The organism is Streptomyces sp. NEAU-174 (assembly GCF_052665095.1).
In genome coordinates this window covers 859,110-876,128 of record NZ_JBQTCE010000002.1, presented here as the reverse complement: position 1 = coordinate 876,128, position 17,019 = coordinate 859,110, and the positions used below count along the sequence as shown (strand labels likewise).

Annotated in this window: 14 protein-coding genes; 11 read left to right on the top strand and 3 right to left on the bottom strand. The window is 71.7% G+C overall.

Features of this window, described 5'->3' with window-relative positions; genetic code table 11:
- Window positions 1–167: 167 nt before the first annotated feature.
- From ACT2CW_RS08450 to ACT2CW_RS08425, 6 genes are all read left to right on the top strand, one after another.
- Window positions 168–1,001, top strand: coding sequence for a 2-keto-4-pentenoate hydratase (locus ACT2CW_RS08450; RefSeq protein WP_445516109.1), 834 nt, complete (start codon window positions 168–170; stop codon window positions 999–1,001).
- The gene (locus ACT2CW_RS08445) at window positions 998–1,963 is read left to right on the top strand and encodes an acetaldehyde dehydrogenase (acetylating) (protein WP_445516108.1); all 966 of its coding nucleotides are present in this window, start codon (window positions 998–1,000) and stop codon (window positions 1,961–1,963) included. The genes ACT2CW_RS08450 and ACT2CW_RS08445 overlap by 4 nt, the downstream gene beginning before the upstream one ends.
- The gene (dmpG, locus tag ACT2CW_RS08440; RefSeq protein ID WP_445516107.1) at window positions 1,960–3,120 is read left to right on the top strand and encodes a 4-hydroxy-2-oxovalerate aldolase; all 1,161 of its coding nucleotides are present in this window, start codon (window positions 1,960–1,962) and stop codon (window positions 3,118–3,120) included. Before ACT2CW_RS08445 ends, dmpG begins: the two co-directional genes overlap by 4 nt.
- Before the next feature lie 92 nt (window positions 3,121–3,212).
- Window positions 3,213–3,884, top strand: a complete 672-nt coding sequence (locus tag ACT2CW_RS08435; protein ID WP_445516106.1) for a TetR/AcrR family transcriptional regulator — start codon at window positions 3,213–3,215, stop codon at window positions 3,882–3,884.
- 426 nt (window positions 3,885–4,310) lie between these two features.
- Window positions 4,311–5,666, top strand: coding sequence for an MFS transporter (locus ACT2CW_RS08430; protein WP_445516105.1), 1,356 nt, complete (start codon window positions 4,311–4,313; stop codon window positions 5,664–5,666).
- Between the two features lie 54 nt (window positions 5,667–5,720).
- Window positions 5,721–6,764 (top strand): LLM class flavin-dependent oxidoreductase, encoded by a 1,044-nt coding sequence (locus ACT2CW_RS08425; protein WP_445516104.1) that lies wholly within the window; start codon window positions 5,721–5,723, stop codon window positions 6,762–6,764.
- Here ACT2CW_RS08425 and ACT2CW_RS08420 read toward each other — a convergent pair.
- Window positions 6,754–7,164, bottom strand: a complete 411-nt coding sequence (locus ACT2CW_RS08420) for a hypothetical protein (RefSeq protein ID WP_445516103.1) — start codon at window positions 7,162–7,164, stop codon at window positions 6,754–6,756. The genes ACT2CW_RS08425 and ACT2CW_RS08420 overlap by 11 nt on opposite strands.
- A gap of 213 nt (window positions 7,165–7,377) precedes the next feature.
- On the opposite strand from ACT2CW_RS08420, the gene ACT2CW_RS08415 reads away from it, so the two are divergent.
- On the top strand, window positions 7,378–7,980 hold the full coding sequence (locus ACT2CW_RS08415; protein ID WP_164436424.1) for an LmbU family transcriptional regulator: 603 nt from the start codon (window positions 7,378–7,380) through the stop codon (window positions 7,978–7,980).
- 540 nt (window positions 7,981–8,520) lie between these two features.
- A complete protein-coding gene (locus tag ACT2CW_RS08410; protein ID WP_445516102.1) occupies window positions 8,521–9,486 on the top strand; it encodes a streptomycin biosynthesis protein in 966 nt (321 codons plus the stop codon).
- Window positions 9,487–10,586: 1,100 nt separating this feature from the next.
- Here ACT2CW_RS08410 and ACT2CW_RS08405 read toward each other — a convergent pair.
- Both ACT2CW_RS08405 and ACT2CW_RS08400 read right to left on the bottom strand, forming a co-directional pair.
- Window positions 10,587–11,714, bottom strand: coding sequence for an alpha-hydroxy acid oxidase (locus ACT2CW_RS08405; RefSeq protein ID WP_445516101.1), 1,128 nt, complete (start codon window positions 11,712–11,714; stop codon window positions 10,587–10,589).
- Window positions 11,698–12,894: a VOC family protein gene (locus tag ACT2CW_RS08400; protein ID WP_445516100.1), complete on the bottom strand. Its 1,197-nt coding sequence runs from the start codon at window positions 12,892–12,894 to the stop codon at window positions 11,698–11,700. Before ACT2CW_RS08400 ends, ACT2CW_RS08405 begins: the two co-directional genes overlap by 17 nt.
- A gap of 183 nt (window positions 12,895–13,077) precedes the next feature.
- Between ACT2CW_RS08400 and ACT2CW_RS08395 the strand changes: the two genes are divergently transcribed.
- The 3 genes from ACT2CW_RS08395 to dpgA all read left to right on the top strand — a co-directional run bounded on the left by ACT2CW_RS08395 (window position 13,078) and on the right by dpgA (window position 17,016).
- Complete coding sequence (locus ACT2CW_RS08395) at window positions 13,078–14,235, top strand: prephenate dehydrogenase (protein WP_445516099.1); 1,158 nt, start codon at window positions 13,078–13,080, stop codon at window positions 14,233–14,235.
- A gap of 205 nt (window positions 14,236–14,440) precedes the next feature.
- Window positions 14,441–15,862, top strand: coding sequence for an aminotransferase-like domain-containing protein (locus ACT2CW_RS08390; protein WP_445516098.1), 1,422 nt, complete (start codon window positions 14,441–14,443; stop codon window positions 15,860–15,862).
- 80 nt (window positions 15,863–15,942) lie between these two features.
- A complete protein-coding gene (gene dpgA, locus ACT2CW_RS08385; protein ID WP_445516097.1) occupies window positions 15,943–17,016 on the top strand; it encodes a 3,5-dihydroxyphenylacetyl-CoA synthase DpgA in 1,074 nt (357 codons plus the stop codon).
- Window positions 17,017–17,019 lie beyond the last annotated feature (3 nt).

Below are 17,019 nucleotides of genomic sequence, written 5' to 3'. Positions count from 1 at the left end.
ACGGACACGGGCGGGCGAGGTCAGTGTCACCTCGCCCGGCACGTCGCCACGCGCCCCGTTCCGTGTGACGGAACGAAAGTTGGCTCGTGGTGGGCGGCGCGTCTATACCGGAGGCCACATCGGGAGCGCCGGGCCCCGGCCCCATGTTCTTCTCCAGGAGGTAGCCCGTGCCGAATGTTCCCGACCACGTCCCGACGGACTCCCTCCCCGGGGCCGTGGTCAAGGCCGCCGACGCACTCGCGGGCGCCGCCCGCGACGGGATCGCCTGCGCGCCGGTGCGCGCGCTCCTGGACGACGGCGACATCGAGGCCGCCTACGCGGTACAGCGGCTCAACCTACGACGCGAACAGGCCACCGGCCGCCGGATCGCCGGCCGGAAGATCGGCCTGACGTCTCCTGCCGTACAGCGCCAACTCGGCGTGGACCAGCCGGACTTCGGCGCGCTCTTCGCGGACGCGGCCGTGCCGGAGGGCGGCGAGGTGCCCGCCGGGCGGCTGCTCCAGCCCAAGGTGGAGGCCGAGGTGGCGCTCGTACTCGGCAGCGACCTGCCACACCGCCACTGCACCGTCGTGGACCTGCTGCGCGCCACCGACTTCGCGCTGCCCGCGCTGGAGATCGTCGACAGCCGGGTGCGGGACTGGGACATCTCCATCGTGGACACCGTCGCCGACAACGCCTCCTGCGGGCTGTACGTCCTCGGCGCCTCCCCGGTGCCACTGTCCGGGCTCAACCTGCGCTCCGTACAGATGACCATGACGCGCGACGGCGAGGTGGTCTCCGAAGGGACCGGCGCCGACTGCCTCGGCGGCCCCCTCAACGCGGCCGTCTGGCTGGCCTCGGCCCTCGCCGAGCGGGGCGATCCGCTGCGCGCGGGCGACCTCGTCCTGACCGGGGCCCTGGGGCCGATGGTCCCGGCCGCCCCGGGCGATGCGTTCCACGCCCGTATCTCGAACCTGGGCACGGTAGGAGTCGGGTTCGCTGCGGAAGGAGACCACCGGTGAGCAGCGAGACCAGCACCCGCGCCAAAGTGGCGATCATCGGCTCCGGCAACATCGGCACCGACCTCCTGATCAAGGTACTGCGGCTCTCCGACACCCTGGAGATCACCGCGATGGCCGGGATCGATCCCGCGTCCGACGGCCTGGCCCGCGCCCGCCGCCTGAAGGTGGCCACCACTCACGAGGGCGTGGACGGGCTGGTGGCGATGGACGAGTTCGCCGACGTGGACATCGTCTTCGACGCCACCTCCGCCGGTGCCCACAAGCGCCACGAGGAGGTGCTGCGCCCCCTCGGCCGCACCCTGGTCGATCTCACTCCGGCCGCCATCGGCCCCTATGTGGTGCCGCCGGTCAACGGCGACGCCCACCTCGGCGCGCCCAACGTCAACATGGTCACCTGCGGTGGCCAGGCCACGATCCCGATCGTGGCCGCGGTGGGCGCGGTCACCCCCGTCCACTACGGGGAGATCGTCGCTTCCATCTCCTCCCGCTCCGCGGGCCCCGGCACCCGCGCGAACATCGACGAGTTCACCGAGACCACCGCCGCCGCCATCGAGCGCGTCGGCGGCGCCGCCCGCGGCAAGGCCATCATCATCCTCAACCCCGCCGAACCGCCCCTGATCATGCGCGACACCGTGCACTGTCTCGTCTCGGGCTGCGCCACCGAGGAGGTCACCGCCTCCGTCGAGCAGATGGTCGGCCGCGTCCAGGCGTATGTGCCCGGCTACCGCCTCAAGCAGAAGGTGCAGTTCGACCAGGTGGGGCCGGATGACCCGATGCGCTCCCTGCTGCCCGCCGGGGCCGCGCACACCGACGCGGTGAAGGTCTCGGTCTTCCTCGAGGTCGAGGGGGCCGCCCACTACCTCCCGGCCTACGCCGGAAACCTCGACATCATGACCTCGGCCGCGCTGCGCACCGCGGAGCGCCTGGCCGCACATCGCTCCGGCGAGGAGGCCGCACGATGACCACGACCGACGCCGACGCGACCGCCGACACCTCGCCCTCCGGCACCCTGCCCACCGACACTCCGCCCTCCGACACCCCGTCCGCCGACACTCCGCCCGTCCCGCCCGCCCTGTACATCCAGGACGTGACCCTGCGGGACGGCATGCACGCCATCCGCCACCGCTACACCGTCGAGCAGGCCCGCACCATCGCCGCCGCGCTGGACGCCGCCGGGGTGGCCGCCATCGAGATCGCCCACGGCGACGGCCTGTCCGGCTCCAGCGTCACCTACGGAATCGGCGCCCACACCGACTGGGACTGGATCGAGGCCGTCGTCAGGGCCACCGGCACGGCGATCCCCACCACCCTGCTGCTGCCGGGCATCGGCACGTTGCACGACCTCAAGCGGGCGCATGCCCTCGGCATCCGCTCCGTGCGCGTCGCCACCCACTGCACCGAGGCCGACATCTCCGCCCAGCACATCTCCGCCGCCCGCGAGATGGGCATGGACGTGGCCGGGTTCCTGATGATGTCGCACATGGCGGAACCGGCCGAACTCGCCCGCCAGGCACAACTGATGGAGTCCTACGGCGCCCACTGTGTGTATGTCACCGACTCCGGCGGCCGGCTCACCATGGACGGTGTCCGCGACCGCTTCCACGCCTACCGCGATGTGCTCGACCCCGGCACCGAACTCGGCATCCACGCCCACCACAACCTCGCCCTCGGCGTGGCCAACACCGTGGTGGCCGTGGAGAACGGCGTCACCCGCGTCGACGCCTCCCTCGCGGGCCAGGGCGCGGGGGCGGGCAACTGCCCGCTGGAGGCGTTCATCGCCGTCGCCGACCTGATGGGCTGGAAGCACGGCTGCGATCTGTTCCCCCTGATGGACGCCGCCGACGACCTCGTACGGCCCCTCCAGGACCGCGAGGTCCGCGTCGACCGGGAGACCCTGACCCTCGGCTACGCGGGGGTGTACTCCAGCTTCCTGCGCCACGCCGAGGCCGCCGCGGTGCGCCATGGCCTGGACACCCGCGCGATCCTGGTCGAGGTGGGCCGCCGTGGGATGGTCGGCGGCCAGGAAGACATGATCACGGACATCGCGCTCGACCTGGCCGCCCGCCCGGACACCACCTCCCACCCGGACAACACCTCCCGCCTGAACAACACCTCCTGATCGCCGCCCGATCGGCGGGACGCCTGTACGGTGTGGTGTACGACGGCGTCGGTGTCGCCGGTCCCCGGTGGTGTGCGAAGAGGAGAGTCCCAGTGGCGGGTCAGCGGTCGCGTGGCAGGGCGCTCACCGCTGAGCGGATCATCGAGGTGGCCACCCGGATCTGTGACGAGGAGGACATCGACGTCCTGACGATCCGGCGGCTCGCCGCGGACCTCGGCGTGGGCGCGATGACGCTCTACAGCTACTTCCGCGGCAAGGAGGAGATCCTCGACGGGATCGCCGACTACGTCATGGGGAACTTCCGGCTGCCCACCGCCGAGGAGACCTCGCCCGAGGCGGTCGTACGGGCCCTGGCGCTGGCCTTCCTCGAGATGATGCGGGAACACCCCAGCATCGTGCGGCTCTTCGCCACCCGGGTGAGCACCGGCCCGCGGTCCATGCGGGGCGCGTTCGAGGCGGTCATCGGGAGGCTGCGCGAGGCGGGGTTCGCGGACCGGGACGCGGTGCGTGTCTACGGCCTGATCGTGCAGTACAGCCTGGGCTTCGCCAGCTATCAGGCGCCCCGCCCGTGGGGGAAGGCCGACCACCCCGAGGCCGAGGAGCTGCGGCGTCAGCGCAGGCACTTCTACGGGACCCTGCCGCGCGATGACTTCCCCCACATGGTGGAGCTCGCCGAGGAGATGACCACGTTGCCCAGCGACGAACAGTTCCTCTTCGGGCTCGACTGCCTCATCGACGGCGTACTGCGGCGCACCGGCGACTGAGCCTCGTAACCCGGCTTTCCCAGCCCCGGATCCTTCGGCCCGGGGTCTGTCAGCGACCTTGACGCCATACAGCGAACGGTACATAGTACGACCACTTGCAATCGCCGAGTCTGCCTCGCCTCGGCCCGGTGTCCGGTGGACCACGCGGCGGGGCCGCATGATGCTTTCCCCTCCCCGCCCCTTCCCACAACTGGGGCTCCGCCCCAGACCCCGCTCCTCAAACGCCGGAGGGGCTGGATGGCGGGGCTCCGCCCCAGAACCCCGGGGGTCCAGGGGCGGAGCCCCTGGTAGCGGGAAGGGGCGGGGAGGGGAACAGCCCGCCGCAGGCGTACGCGCCCCGCCGGACACCCCCAGGCGTCGCCCCGCCCGCCCCTCTCGCATCCCTCTCCCGTCCCCATGGACCGTCCCTCCGGACAAAGGACCCTCATGACAGCAACCGATGTTCATGGCCCCGGCCGGGATCAGAGCACCCGAGCGCTGGTCGCCGGCTGGATCGGCACCACCGTCGAGTACTACGACTTCTCCATCTACGGACTGGCCTCGTCCGTAGTGTTCGCCAAGCTCTTCTTCCCCACCTCGGACCCGGTGACGGGCACCCTGCTCTCGCTGTCGACCTTCGCCATCGGCTTCCTGGCCCGCCCGATCGGCGCCGTGGTGTTCGGCCACTTCGGCGACCGCCTGGGCCGGAAGTCCACGCTGGTGGCCACGTTGGGGCTGATGGGCATCGCCACCTTCGCGGTGGGCCTGCTGCCCACCTACCGCCAGGTGGGCATCGCGGCGCCGATCCTGCTGATCGTCGCCAGGCTCGCCCAGGGGTTCTCCGTCGGTGGCGAATACGGCGGGGCGGTGCTGATGACCATCGAACACGCGGAGCGCGGGAAACGTGGCTTCCGGGGCTCGCTGATCAATACCGGGACCTCGGCCGGGCTGCTCCTGGCCAACCTCGTCTTCCTCGGGGTGCTCCAGCTGCCGGACGACCAGCTGCACTCATGGGGCTGGCGGATTCCGTTCCTGCTGAGCGCGGTGCTCGTCGGCGTGGGGCTGTTCGTGCGGCTCAGCCTGGACGAGAGCCCCGAGTTCGAGGCGGTCAAGGCGCGGAACGCGGTGGACCGGCTGCCCGTGGTCGAGGTGTTCCGCGAGTGCGGCGGTCGGGTCGCGCTGATGGCCGCCGGGATCCTGAGCGCCGGGGTGGCTTTCACACTGGCGACCGTCTACAGCCTGGAGTACGCCCGCACCGGGCTGGGCCTGGACAAGGACACCATGATCGCCGTGCTGTTGCCGGCCACCCTCGTCATCATCGTCTGCGTCCCGCTCGCCGGAAAGCTCGCCGACCGGTTCGGAAACCGCACCGTCTTCATCGCCGGGGCGGCCTCGCTGATCGTGCTGCCGTTCGCCTGGCTCGCGCTGCTCCAGACGCGGAATTACGGGCTGATGCTGCTGGGCTTCACGCTGCTGTTCATCGGCTACTCCGCCAACTACGGCGTGGTTCCGGCGTACTTCTCACAGGTCTTCCCGGCCCGGCTGAGGTTCACCGGCATGTCGATCGGCTTCACCGTCGGGCTGATCGCCGGAAACGCGTTCTCACCCGACATCGCCACGTATCTGCTGCACACCACCGGCGGATGGGTGGGCATCGCGGTGTACATGGCGGCGATGTCGGCCGTCTCGGTGGTGGCGGGCCTGTTCCTGCGGGAAGTGGACGACACCACGGAGCCGCCCCGCGCTCCGGCTCCGCACGTCGCGGCCGACAGCGATACGGGCGATACGGCGCGGGTGCGCTGACCGCCGTACGTCGTGCCGTACCGAACACTCACCCCAAGCCCTCAGGAGGAGACCGTGAACGAGAACAGTGGGATACGCGTCGGTGTGCGCATACCGCCGTGCGACCGGGTGGACCGGCTGGCCGGGACCGCCCGGCGGGCCGAGGAACTGGGCTTCGATCAGGTGTGGTTTCCCGACTCCCAGCTGCTGTGGCGGGATGTGTTCACGGCCCTGACCGCCGCCGCGCTGGGCACGGAACGGATCGGCCTGGGCAGCGCGGTCACCAACGTCGTGACCCGGCACCCGGCCGTCGTCGCCTCGGCCGCGCGCAGCGTCGCCGAGCTGGCCCCCGGCCGGTTCACCCTCGGCCTCGGCGTGGGCAACAGCTCGGTCGGCCCCGTCGGCATGCGCTCCAGCACCGGGGCCGAACTGCGCGCCGGGATCGCCACGCTGCGGGCGCTGCTCAAGGGGGAGGAGTATGACTTCAACGGCGTACGGTCCCGGCTCCGGGACCCGGATCCGGACGTGCCGATCCACGTGGCCGCCAGCGGTCCGCGGAATCTGCGGCTCGCCGGGGAGATCGCCGATGGTGTCATCCTGCTCAGCGGTGTCTCGCGGACCACGCTCGCCGGCGCCACCGCCCGGGTGCGGGAGGGCGCCGAGGCCGCGGGGCGCACCACGGAGGCGATCCCGCTGACGGTCTCGGCGTTCTGCGCGGTGACCGACGATGTGGAGGCCGAGGCCCGGCTGCTCAAGCCGATCTGTGCGTCGATCGCCCAGAACGGCGGGGCGCCCTTCCTCGCCATGGCCGGGATCGAACTGGACGTCCCGGCGCGGGTGGAGGGGGTCTATCCGGACCTCGTCCACGCCGAGGACTGGGACGCGGCCGTCGAGATCTGCTCGGCGTGGGTGAGCGATGAGACGGCCCTGCGCTTCGCGCAGGAGTTCTGCCTCTTCGGCACCGCCAAGGAGATCGCCGAACGGCTCACCGCGCTGCACGCCGACGGGGTGACCGATGTGTTCCTCCAGCACGTGGGTTCCTACGACCCGCCCACCGAGCTGATCGAAAGCGTGGGCTCCGCGGTGCTGCCCGCCCTGCGGCCGGACGTCAGCCGGTGAGGGTGCCGGACCCGGGACCGCCGTCGGCCGCGACGATCAGATTGAGCACGGTGATGTGCTGACCGCAGTTCGGGCACTCATGGCCGGTGCTGAGCGGGGGCACCGGCGCCGCCTGCGAGCGGTGATGCGTCCGGTCGGCGGTGTCCGCGGCGGCCGTGGTGTCTGCGGCGGCCGTGGTGTCAGCGATGTGCGCGGCGGCTGCGGTGTCCGCAGTGCGCGCGGTGTGCACGGTGTCCGCGGTGTGCGCCGTGTCCGCGGTGTGCGCCGTGTCCGCGCCACGGCGGTGGGCCCGCCACCACCGGGTCTTGCATCTGGAGCCGCAGAACCTGCGCGTCGGGTTCCTGCTGGTCCAGGTGAACTCGGCGCCGCATTCGGCACACCGCCGGGCTGCGGTGTCCATGTAGCCTCCTCTGTCGGCTCGCGGTGAGACTGATTCCGCATCCATCCGCCCAGTAGATCGGTGCAGGGGTTTCGGAACCGTAACGCCCTCGGTCGCCCGCGCGTGATGTGCTTCCCGGCCGGTGGGAACCGGCCAGGTGCGATGAAACCTCGCCGAAACCCCCCGCTGTGGAGGATGAGGCCGCCGAAGACGAGGGCAGGTGAGGTGCGCACGATGTCCATCCCCGCGAACGGGCGGACGACCACCCGGCGAACGGGATTGTCACTCCCTCCCGATCTGCCGCTGCCCGAGTGGCGCCACCTCGGCCAGCAGATCCACGTCATCGCCGACTCCTCCGCGTGGTGGCTGGGCGATTGGCTCATCTTCGGCCAGGAGCACTACCCCGACCGCTACCGCCAGGCGCTGAAGCAGACCTCGCTCGACTACCAGACCCTTCGCAACTACGCCTGGGTGGCACGTAAGTTCGAGCCGGGCAGGCGGCGGGGCAAGCTGAGTTTTCAGCACCACGCGGAAGTGGCGGCCCTCCCCGAGGCCGAGCAGGAGGAGTGGCTGACCCGGGCCGAGGAGGGCGGCTGGACCCGCAATGCGTTACGCCGGCAGATACGGATGCGGCGTCAGTGTCCGGAAGCCGCACCGGAGCCGGGCGTTGTGCAGGTGAACGTGGTCGCCGAGCGCAGAATCCGCTGGGAGCGGGCGGCGGAGACCGCCGGTCTCGGGCTTATGGATTGGATCATCCAGATGCTCGACGAGGCGGCCGAAGACCCGGTCCCGCATATTCCCGGCCCCGCCGCCGACCCGCCTGCCCTGGGGGCGTAAACAGCGCTCCGTAGAACCTCTAGCCAATGCTTTCTGTCCCGCCGGCGGGACGGCGGCGAGGATTCCGGAGCGGCATTCCCGCGATTCCCGCGATTCCCCCGATTTGGCGTTCCCGCATGCCCCATGAAAGCATTTCATGCGTGCTCCGGGGCGCCGGGAAAGAGCGCGAAGGGCCAGGTGAGCGGCCGAACGGGGCCGCATTCGCCTCATGTGACGCGTCTCGTCCCGCCGGTATCAGTAAGCACCTATGGAACGCCATCGCTTCCGCTGGTGATCGCTCCGGCCGAAACCATGAGTTCTGGTTGAGTAACAGCGGCGCGCCGCGCGTGGATACGGGGTGTCAAACCGCCTGACCGCTGTTAGAGTCTGCGTCGAAAGATTGAACGGCCTTTCGCGATTTCGCGAAGTGGAGCAACGGGGGGTGGTCGATATTGATCGGCCACGATTGGCGATCTTCGAAGTGGTGTCCAAAGCGTTCCTGCCACCCCCCGGATAGAAATTCTTTTCGAGGCGAGCTCGCCTTGGAGCGGGGGGTTGGCGATGTTCGAGCAGCAACTTGAGGAAGTGGTCGTCGAAGTCGACATCGCGTCGATTTCGATGGCTGAATCACCGCGGAGTTCAGGGGAGGACCCGGAGCACATCCAAGCGCTGGCGGAGACGGAGGTCACGTTACCGCCCATCATCGTCCACCGGACCACGATGCGGGTGGTCGACGGCGCCCACCGGCTACGGGCCGCGGAGCTCCGCGGCGACGAGAAGATCAAGGTCAAGTTCTTCGACGGCAGCAAGGCCGACGCGTTCGTCCTGGCCGTCGGCTCCAACATCACCCATGGTCTGCCGCTGTCGATGACGGACCGGAAGTCCGCGGCCGCGCGCATCATCGTGTCGCATCCCCAGTGGTCGGACCGCATGATCGCGTCGGTCTCTGGCATCTCGGCGGGCACCGTCGCGGAGATCCGGCGGCGGACGTCGGCGGAGGACGCTGCCGGTGGCAGCCGTATCGGTCAGGACGGCCGGGTCCGTCCCATCAACAGCGCCGCCGGGCGCGAGCTGGCGAGCAGGCTGATCACGGCGAACCCGGGTCTGTCGCTGCGCCAGATCGCCCGGGCCGCGGGGATCTCCCCGGAGACCGCACGGGACGTCAGGAACCGTATGAGCAGGGGCGAGGACCCCTTGCCGAAGTCGCGTGGCGCGGCGAAGGCCGGGGGCCGGCGGACCGAGGCGCTGAGCCGCTCCACGGCGGGCGCGGCCACCGCCGAGGTGGTCCCGATGGCCGATCGCCTCGCGGCCGTCCACCGTCTCACCTCGGACCCCGCCCTGCGGTTCAACGAGACGGGCCGCAGGCTGCTCCGGCTGCTCAACATCAACATGCTCAGTACGGAGGAGTGGCAGGAGATCATCGCGAACGTGCCGCCGCATTGCAGTGGCATCGTGGCCAGCCTTGCCCGCGAATGCGCGGGGATGTGGGACGAGATCGCGGTCCGGCTGGACCTCCAACTCGCCTAGGGAACGTACCGCCTCCGGCGGGCCGCTCCCCACCCCGCCCCTCCCCAAAACCGGGGCTCCGCCCCAGACCCCGAACGGGGTTTCGTCCCGGGCCCCGGACACAGCTCCGCCCCAGACCCCGGACGGAGCTCCGCTCCAGGCCCGGACCGGGGTTCCGCCCCAGGCCCCGGTCCGGGGTTCCGTCTCGGACCCCGGGTGGGGGTTCGGTCCTGGGGCCCGGGTGCGGGCTCCGTCCCGGGATCCGGGTGGGGCTCCGCCCGAGGCCCGGTCCGGGGCTCCGCCGCAGGTCCCGGGCGGGGTTTCGTCCCGGGCTCCGGTCCGGGGTTGCGCCTCGGACCCCGGGTGGGGGTTCGGTCCCGGGATCCGGGTGGGGCTCCGCCCCAGGCCTTGGGCGGGGTTCCGTCCCGGGTTCCGGGCCGGGGCTTCGTCCCGAGTCCCGGGCGGGGGTTCCGGCCGGGGTCCCGAAACTGAGGCTTCGCTCCAGGTCCCGGACGGGGGTTCCGGTCCGGGGGTCCGTCCCAGCCCCGGCCCCGGGTTCTGTCCCAAGCCTTGGGGGGCTTCGCCCGAGCTCCCGGGCGGGGGTTCCGTCCTGGGCCTCGGGCGGGGGTTCCGTCCCGGGTTCCGGGCAGGCGCTTCGCCCCAGCTCCCGGGCGGGAGTATCGCCCCGGGTTCCGGGTGGGGTTCCGTCCCAGCCCCCGGTCTCGGGTTCCGTCCCGGGCCTTGGAGGGGGTTTCGCACCCGGCCCCCGGACGGGGTTTCGTACCGGGCCTTGGGCGGGGGTTCCGTCTCAGGGCCCGGTCCGGGCTCCTTCCCAGAGCCTGGACCGGGGTTCCGCCGCTTCCCGCGGCGTCGATATGCGGGTCCGTCGCGTGGCGGGGCTCCGTTACGGACACCGGGGTCCAGGGGCGGAGCCCCTGGTTGCGGGGAGGGGCGGGGAGGGGAGTAAGAACCGCCGGACACCCCGGCCCGCCGGGCCCGTCCAACCAGCGGGAATCGTTGGTTGGACAGCTCCGGCCGAAGCCACATGCCGAGCCGGCGATCCGGCCAGGACGAGAGGGTCCGTCCTGGCCGGATCGCATATGCGGCGGCGTGGCCGCAGTTCAGCGTACGGTGCGCAGGCTCCGGGCCTCGGTGACATCGGCGCAGCCCGCCAGCCCCAGGGCCGACCGCAGTTCGGCGGTCAGCAGCTCGAACACCCGCCGCACACCCGCCTCACCGGCCGCGGCCAGGCCCCAGATCACCGGTCGTCCCACCAGCACCCCGGCTGCGCCGAGGGCCAGGGCTCTGAGGATGTCCGTACCGCTGCGGACACCGCCGTCGAGCAGCAGCTCGCAGCGGCCGCCGAGCGCGGGCGCCAACTCGGCCAGCGCGTCCAGGCTCGGCACGGCGCCGTCGAGCTGGCGGCCGCCGTGGTTGGAGACCACCAGCGCGTCGACGCCCGACTCGGCGGCGCGCAGCGCGTCCTCCCGCGCCAGGACGCCCTTGAGCACCAGCGGCAGCCGCGTGTGCTCCCGCAGCCGTTCCACCGTGGCCCAGGTCAGCGCCGGGGAGAACGCCTCACTGGTGTGTGCGGCCACGGCCGAGGCACCGGACGGCCGGATGTGCGCCGTCCCGCCCGCGTCGATATTGGCGGCCCGCACCTCGGCCGGGAGCGTGAACCGATTGCGGATGTCCCGCAGCCGGCGGCCCATCCACGGCACGTCCACGGTGAGCATGAGCGCCTCGCACCCCGCGTCCTCCGCCCGGCGGGCGAGCTCCAGCGTCCGGGTGCCGTCACGCAGCCAGTACAGCTGGAACCAGACGGCCCCGCCGACCGCCGTGATCTCCTCGACCGGCACACTGCTCAGCGTGGAGACCGCGAACGGCACCCCCGCGGCCTTCGCCGCCCGGGCGGTGGCCAGTTCACCGTCCTCGTTCACCAGCCGCTGATACGCCACCGGGGCCACCGCCAGCGGCAGCGCCGCCGGGCGGCCGAGCAGCGTGGCGTCCGTCGCGCACCGCGAGACGTCCCGTAGCACCCGTGGCACGAGGAACGTGCGGTCGAACGCCGCCCGGTTGGCGGCCAGCGTCAGCTCGTCACCGCTGCCGCCCGCCACGAAGTCCCGGACGTCGGGCGGCAGGACGGCAGCGGCGGCGCGCTCGAGGTCGGCCAGGCATTCGACATCGTCGACAGCGTCGGCATCTGCTCCGGCCGCACCGCGAGCGGTGCGGTCAGCGCCGGAAGTCACGCTGCCCGGTCCTCTCCAACTCCACGGCCTCGTACAGCGCCTTGATGTTCGCGCTGCCGAACGTCTGCGCACCCTGCCGCTCGATGACCTCGTAGAAGAGGGTGTGCCGCGGGTGGGTGGAGGCCGTGAAGATCTGGAACAGCTGTCCGTCGTGGTCCTCGTCCGCGAGCACCCCGGTGGCGCGCAGATCGGCCAGGCGCCGCGGGCTGAGGTCGATCCGCTCGCCCAGCAGGTCGTAGTACGCGTCGGGCGTGGAGAGGAAGGTGACGCCGCGGTCGGACAGGGCGCGCACGGAGCCGACGGCGTCATGCGAGGAGAAGGCCAGGTGCTGCACGCCCGAGCCCTGGTGGCTCTTCAGGAACTCGTCGATCTGCCCCGGCAGGGCCGTGTCGTCGGGCTCGATGAGCGTGAGCGTGACGGTGCCGGACGGGCTCTGCACGACCTTCGAGTGCATCGCCTGGGCGCCGACGACGATGTGCTCCGCGAAGACGTCCCGGAAGCCCAGCGCCTGCTGGTAGTACGCGACGGCCGGGCCGAGGCCGCCGGTGCCGAGGCAGACCGCGATGTGGTCGATGTCGAGCAGACCCACCCCGGCGGGGCCCACCCTGGCGGGGCCCACCTCGGTCGGGCTCACCTCGGCCGGGCCCGCCCCGGCCAGACCCACCTCGGCCAGACCCGCCTCGGCGCCCGGCCCGTCGGGCCGTTCCTCGCCGTCCATCGGCACGAATCCCGCGGGCAGCCCGGGGCCCGTGTCCGGCGCGCGCTCGACCAGGGTGTGGACCACGTCCCCGAAGCCGTGCACCGCGGCGGTGACGGACGGGCCGTCACCGGTGTGCCGGGCCGGTCGCCGGTGGACAACGGCGCCGTTCGCCACCGCCGCCTCGAAGGCCGCCCGCACATCGGCGGTGCGCAGCGCGATGTCCGCCACGCCGTCACCGTGGCTGAGCACATACGCCGAGGCGGGGTGGCGGTCGGAGGTCGCCTGGGTGAGCACCAGCGTGATCCGCCCGTGCCGCAGCGCCAGGCTGCGGTGGTCCGCGGAACCGCCGCTGCCGACGATGGTGAACGCATACCGATCGACCCACTGGAAGGCGCTCGAATCCAGGTTCTCCACATACAACTCGACATAGTCGATGGCGAGATCCGCGAGCGGCTCCGCGGCTTTCGGTGAATTCCTCATGTTGACCCCCCAGATGCGGAAGAAAACCGAGCCCGCAGAACTCTAGGCGGCCCTAAGCGCGTCCAGCCATCGGCGCCATTCCCCGGCGGTTGGCGGAACTCGTGGACCCCGGACCTTCTCCATAAGCTGTGCCGTGTTTTGTGTTTCCGGGTCGCGGTCCTCTTGGACGGGTGATGTCTTGTGATGCACACGATGGCCGTCATCGGCACCGGCCTCATCGGTACGTCGGTCGCGCTCGCCGCCACCGGTCAGGGCGTGTCGGTGTATCTCTCCGACCGGAACCGGGCCGCCGCCAGGACCGCCGCCGCACTCGGCGCGGGCCGGGCGGAGGACCCGCCGGAGCCGGTCGACCTGGCCGTTCTGGCCGTGCCGCCGAGCCGGATCGCCGAGGTGCTGATCGCGGCCCAGGCACGCGGTCTGGCCCGCGCCTACACCGATGTGGCGAGCGTGAAGGCGGGCCCGGAGCGGGCCGTGCTCGCCCGCGCCCCCGAGCCCTCCCGCTACGTCGGCGGCCATCCGCTGGCCGGGCGGGAGCGGTCGGGGCCGCTGGCGGCGCGGGCCGAGCTGTTCCGGGGCCGCCCCTGGGCGCTGACGCCGCACCGGCTGACCTCGCGCGCCGCCCTCGACCGGGGCTTGGAGCTGGCCGAGTTGTGCGGCGCCGCGCCGGTGGTGATGCGCGGCCGGGAGCATGACGAGGTGGTGGCGCTGACCTCGCACGTTCCGCATCTGCTGGCCAGCGTGATGGCCGCACGGCTGCGCGACGGCCCGGCCGGGGTGCCGCTGCTGGCCGGGCAGGGGCTGCGCGATGTGACCCGGATCGCCGCCGGGGACCCCCGGCTGTGGAGCGACATCCTGCGGTCCAACGCGGCCGCCATGGCCGGGGTGGTGAAGGAGGTGCGGGCCGATCTGGCCCGGGTGGCGGCGGCGCTGGACGTACTCGCCGAGGAAGACGTACTCGCCGAGGAAGACGTGCCGGCAGAGGAAGCCGCGTTCGCCGAGGACGGCGGCGCAGGCCATGACCAGGGCGTACGGACCCTGGAGGACCTGCTGTCCCGGGGCGTGGCCGGGCTCGCCGGACTGCCGCGCCCTGGCGCCGGCCCGCCTGCGGCCGAGGCGGGCCTACGGATCCTGGTCCCGGACCGCCCGGGGGAGCTGGCCCGGCTGCTGGGCGCCGTCGCGGCGCTCGGAATCGCCGTGGACGACGTCGCCGTGGAGGCCGCTGAGGAGAGCGGGCTACGGGTGCGCGTGCCCGTTCCCACGGCCGACGCCGAGCGGATCGGGGCCAAGCTGGGCGCCGACGGATGGGAGCGGGCCCCGGCTGAATCGGTGCCCGCGGGATAGCGCTCCTCGGGGCCGCGGACAAGCCCGTCCAAGCGCGCGGTTCGAGCAATTGGACGGCGTTGTCGAATGGCCGACGGGCGTGTGATGCTGAAGCATCCGAGCCGCCCTCATTCAGCCGGTCTCATTCAGCCGCTCTCATTCATCCGGCACCAATCACGTCGCTCGCATTCGAGCCGCCTCATTCATTTGCCGCCCGGGGGAATTCATGGCAGGAACCACCGTCGCCGCGCAGACCCGTCAACGGGAATACCTCGAAATGGCAGAGCTGCACGGCAGCGTTTCCGAACCGGTGCTGGACACGATGAACTTCCTCAACGAGGTGACCCATCGCTATCCGGACGCGATTTCCTTCGCCCCGGGCCGGCCGTACGACGGCTTCTTCGACACCGAGCAGGTCTTCACCCACATCCGCCGCTACCTGGACCACCTGGCCGAGCAGGGGAGTTCACCGGCCGACATCCGTACCGCGCTGTACCAGTACGGGCCGACCGCCGGGCAGATCCGCCAGATCATCGCGGACTCGCTGCGCGTGGACGAGGACACCGATGTGCCGCCCGAGTCCATCGTGGTGACCGTCGGCGCCCAGGAGGCCATGCTGCTGGTGCTGCGCGCGCTCTTCGCGGGCCCCGACGACGTCCTGCTGGTCTCCAGCCCCTGCTACGTGGGGATCACCGGCGCGGCCCGGCTGCTGGACGTGGCCGTGCGCCCGGTGGAGGAGCGCGAGGACGGATTCCACGCCGCCGATCTGGAGGCCGCGGTGCTGGCGGAGCGGGCGCGCGGCCGCCGCCCCCGCGCGTTCTACGTGGTGCCCGACCACTCCAACCCCTCCGGGAACACCATGGGCCCGAAGGCCCGGGAGGAGCTGCTGGAGCTCGCCGAGCGCCATGACTTCCTGGTGCTGGAGGACAGCCCGTACCGGCAGGTGAGCCCCGGCACCCCGCTGCCGACGCTGAAGTCCCGGGACCGGGCCCGCCGTGTGGTGCACCTGGGGTCGTACTCCAAGACCGTCTTCCCCGGCGCCCGGGTCGGCTTCGTCGTGGCCGACCAGCGGGTCCGGGACGCCACGGGCGGTGAGCGGCTGCTGGCGGACGAACTCGCCAAGATCAAGAGCATGGTGACGGTCAACACCTCATCACTGAGCCAGGCCGCCGTGGCGGGCGCGCTGCTCGGCGCCCGGGGCCGCCTGTCGGAGCTGAACGCGGAGGCGGCCACGTACTACGGCGAGGCGATGCGGGAGATGCTGCGGCGGCTGGACGCCCGGCTGCCCGCCGCCCGCCGGGAGGCGCTCGGGGTGCGCTGGAACGAGCCAAGCGGTGGCTTCTTCCTCACCATGCGGGTCCCGTTCCGGGTGGACAACGCCGTACTGACCACATCCGCACAGGACTTCGGCGTGATCTGGACGCCGATGGCGCACTTCTACCCCGGCACCGGTGGCCACCACGGCATCCGGCTGTCCATCAGCTATCTGACGCCCGCCGAGATCGACGAGGGCACGGCGCGGCTCGCGCGCTTCATCGAGGCGCACTGCGCGTCGCACAACGCGTCCAGCGCGCCGCACAACGTGCCGCATGACGCGTCACACAGCGTGTCGCTCAACGCGCCGCACAGCACCAGCGGATCCCAGTGAGAAAGGTGAGGCAACGTGTCCGGACTGAGTCGCAGTCGCCGCCCCCGGAGCAAGCCGCGTATGTGGGGGTGGACCTTCCGATGACCATGGCAGCCGAGTTACGGCCCCGCGCCCTCGGCGTGGGGACGGCGGTGACATCCACGTCGTACACCCAGCGGGAGGTGCTCGACGCCTTCGAGATCACCGACCCCAAGATCCGTTCGGTCTTCCTCAACAGCGCCATCGACCGCCGCCATCTGACGCTCCCGCCGCCGGACGGCAAGGGCGGCCGCCTCCCCGAACCGCAGGGCGACCTGCTCGACAAGCACAAGGCCAAGGCCCTCGAGATGGGCGCCGAGGCGCTGCGCGCCTGCCTCAAGCGGGCCGGTGCCGAGCTGGCCGAGCTGCGCCACCTGTGCTGTGTGACCTCCACCGGACTGCTCACCCCGGGGCTGAGCGCCCTGCTCATCAAGGAGCTCGGCATCGACCGGCACTGTAGCCGCTCCGACATCGTGGGCATGGGCTGCAACGCCGGGCTGAACGCCCTGGGCGTGGTCGCGGGCTGGGCCGCCGCCCACCCCGGCGAACTCGCCGTCGTGCTCTGCGCCGAGGCCTGCTCCGCCGCGTACGCGATCGACTCCACGATGCGCACCGCCGTCGTGAACAGCCTCTTCGGGGACGGCGCGAGCGCGATCGCGCTCCGCTCGGGACCGGACAACGGAGCCGACCTCGAGGGGCCGCGCATCCTCGAGTTCGCCAGCTGCATCATCCCGGACGCCTCCGACGCCATGCGCTACGACTGGGACCGCGAGCAGGGCCGCTTCAGCTTCTACCTGGATCCGCAGATCCCGTATGTGGTCGGCGCCCACGCCGAACTGGTCGTGGACCGGCTGCTCGCGGACACCGGGCTGCGCCGCAGCGACATCGCGCACTGGCTGGTGCACTCGGGCGGCAAGAAGGTCATCGACGCCGTCGTCGTCAACCTGGGGCTCACCCGGTACGACGTCCGGCACACCGTCGGTGTGCTGCGCGACTACGGCAACGTGTCCAGCGGCTCGTTCCTGTTCTCCTACGAACGGCTCCTGGACGAGGGAGTCGCCAAACCGGGTGAGTACGGCGTGCTGATGACCATGGGGCCCGGCTCCACGATCGAGACGGCGCTGGTCCAGTGGTGAGCG